The 2,331-nt window shown below is 71.8% G+C and carries 3 protein-coding genes; 1 reads left to right on the forward strand and 2 read right to left on the reverse strand.

Going from position 1 to position 2,331, the window contains the following annotated elements; genetic code table 11:
* Nucleotides 1-138 precede the first annotated feature (138 nt).
* A complete protein-coding gene (locus ACWENR_RS30475; RefSeq protein WP_452280391.1) occupies nucleotides 139-348 on the forward strand; it encodes a hypothetical protein in 210 nt (69 codons plus the stop codon).
* A 164-nt stretch (nucleotides 349-512) separates the two neighbouring features.
* On the opposite strand, the gene ACWENR_RS30480 is transcribed toward ACWENR_RS30475, so the two are convergent.
* Together ACWENR_RS30480 and ACWENR_RS30485 are read right to left on the reverse strand one after the other, a co-directional pair.
* Nucleotides 513-944: a hypothetical protein gene (locus ACWENR_RS30480; protein ID WP_452280392.1), complete on the reverse strand. Its 432-nt coding sequence runs from the start codon at nucleotides 942-944 to the stop codon at nucleotides 513-515.
* Between the two features lie 176 nt (nucleotides 945-1,120).
* A complete protein-coding gene (locus ACWENR_RS30485; protein ID WP_452280393.1) occupies nucleotides 1,121-2,326 on the reverse strand; it encodes a cation:proton antiporter in 1,206 nt (401 codons plus the stop codon).
* Nucleotides 2,327-2,331: the final 5 nt, after the last annotated feature.

Below are 2,331 nucleotides of genomic sequence, written 5' to 3' on the forward strand. Positions count from 1 at the left end.
GTGTCACCGTCGGCTGATGACACCCGTGGCGTTCCACCGACCGCGGTTGCTGGTTTGCCGGCGGGGAGGGCGCCGGCTCCGCTAACCTGCTAATCAGGTTTAACCGCCTCAATCCGGACTCCGATGGCAGGGGGAGCCATGACGGAATCGGCGAAGAAGGTTGCCGAGCAGACGGAGCACCGGCTCGACAGGGTGGCGAAGAGCCTCCGGGAGAGGTTCGACCGGATCACCGAAGGTCGCTTCACGGACAAGATCAAGAACGGCGAGTTCGTCGACCAGGTGGATCACGGCGTTGACCAGGGGCGCGACGAGGCGAGGCACCGGAAGCAGGGCGGATCGCAACGCTGACGATCCGTCGACGTGCGGGCCGGGACCCACGGGGGGTCCCGGCCCGTTCGCCGTGGGCAGCCAGGCGCGCCCCGGCGGACGCCAGGTACCGGCCGGGCAGCCAGGCGCGCACGGCGGACGCCAGGTGCCGGCTGCGGTTCGCGTGGGTGGGGCCTGCTCCGCCCTTAGGCGATGCGGCGGTTCTCCCGGACCAGGCCGCCCTCGCACCAGTCCCGGTAGACGAAGAGATCCGGCCGGGCCAGCAGCGCCCGGCTGTTGTGGGCCCAGGTGCGCATCAGGTCGTCGCCGGTGCGCTCGGCCTGCTCGACCAGCTTGCGGAAGCGCCGCTTCGGGTGGGCGCGGAAGTTCGTCCGGATGCCGTCGGCGGCGTAGATGTAGAGGCAGTGCAGCGCGAACCGGCGGGCCGGGCAGGACTGGTCCATGGCCAGCTCGAAGAGCACCGCCACCAACCGGTCCCCGGAGACCAGCAGGTCCCAGTCCGGCGGCATCGAGGTCAACGGCACCGAATCCGGCTGGTAGGCCCACGCCCGCAGCTCGGCGGGGGTCGGATCGACGGGGTTGGCGAAGCCGCGGAACGTCGACTCCTGCACGCTCACCGGCCAACCTTCCGCTCTCGTCCGCGGGGGCGTCGGCCATCCGCGAGCTCTGGCTGCTGGGGCGAAACGGTAACCCGCTCGCGCTGACCGGCGATAGACCCCGTAGGGAGCAATTCGACAACCGTTGGCCGACGGCCGGGCCGACCGTACGGTCGACCCGGCCCGAACGGCGACGGTCAGTCCCGCACCGGCACGGCGCGGGCGCGCTGGGCCGCGCCCCGCTGCCGCACCCAGCGCTTGAACCACGCGAAGTCGGGCAGCCGGGCCAGCATCGGCCCGGTCACGACCGTGATCAGCACGTACGCCGTGGCGAGCGCCGCCAGTTTCGGCTCGACGCTGCCGGCGGCCACCGCGAGCCCGGCGATGACGATGGAGAACTCACCCCGGGGCACCAGCGCCAGGCCGGTCCGCCATCGACCGGGTTCGGCGATGCCGACCCGGCGGGCGGCCAGGTAACCGGTGAGTGTCTTCGTCGCCATGGTGACCACGGCCAGCGCGAGCGCGGGCAGCAGCACCGGCGGGATGTCCCGCGGGTCCGTCACGAGCCCGAAGAAGACGAAGAAGACGGCCGCGAAGAGGTCGCGCAGCGGGGTCAGCAGCTCCGTCGCGTGGTGCGCGACCGGCCCGGACAGCGCGATGCCGACCAGGAACGCGCCGACCGCCGCCGACACCTGGAGCTTCGCCGCGATGCCCGCCACCAGCAGCGTCATCCCGAGCACGCCGAGCAGCAGCGCCTCCGGGTCCTTCGCCGACATGGCGGTGGAGATGAGGTTGCCGTACCGGATGGCGACCACCAGCACCAGCAGCACGGTGCCGACCGCGACGCCGAGCGCGATCCCGCCGCCCAGCAGGCCGCTGCCGGCGAGCACCGCCGTGACCAGGGGGAGGTAGAACGCCATGGCCAGGTCCTCGATCACCAGGACCGAGAGGATGACCGGGGTCTCCCGGTTACCGAGGCGGCCGAGGTCGGCGAGGACCTTGGCGATCACGCCGGAGGAGGAGACCCAGGTGATGCCGGCGAGCACCAGGGCGGCGACCCAGTCCCAGCCGAGCAGCAGCGCGAACGCCGCCCCGGGCAGCGCGTTGAGCAGCCCGTCGATCAGGCCGGCCGGCGCCGCGGAGCGCAGGTTGCCGACGAGTTCGTTGGCCGAGTATTCCAGGCCGAGCATGACCAGCAGCAGGATCACGCCGATCTCGGCGCCGACGGCGAAGAACTCCTCGCTGGCGTTGAGCGGGAGCAGGCCGCCGTGCCCGAACGCGAGCCCGGCGAGCAGATAGAGGGGGATGGGCGAGAGACCGATGCGACGGCTCAGCCGGCCGAGGAGACCGAGCAGGAAGAGCAGTGCGCCGACTTCGACGAGCAGCGTTGTCGTTTCGTGCATCCGCG

Source organism: Micromonospora sp. NPDC004336 (genome assembly GCF_053602615.1).

Bases quoted from the DNA above. Each gene is read 5' to 3' on its own strand.
- ACWENR_RS30475 (WP_452280391.1), top strand. From the start codon at position 139: ATGACGGAATCGGCGAAGAAGGTTGCCGAGCAGACGGAGCACCGGCTC.
- ACWENR_RS30485 (WP_452280393.1), bottom strand. From the start codon at position 2,326: ATGCACGAAACGACAACGCTGCTCGTCGAAGTCGGCGCACTGCTCTTC.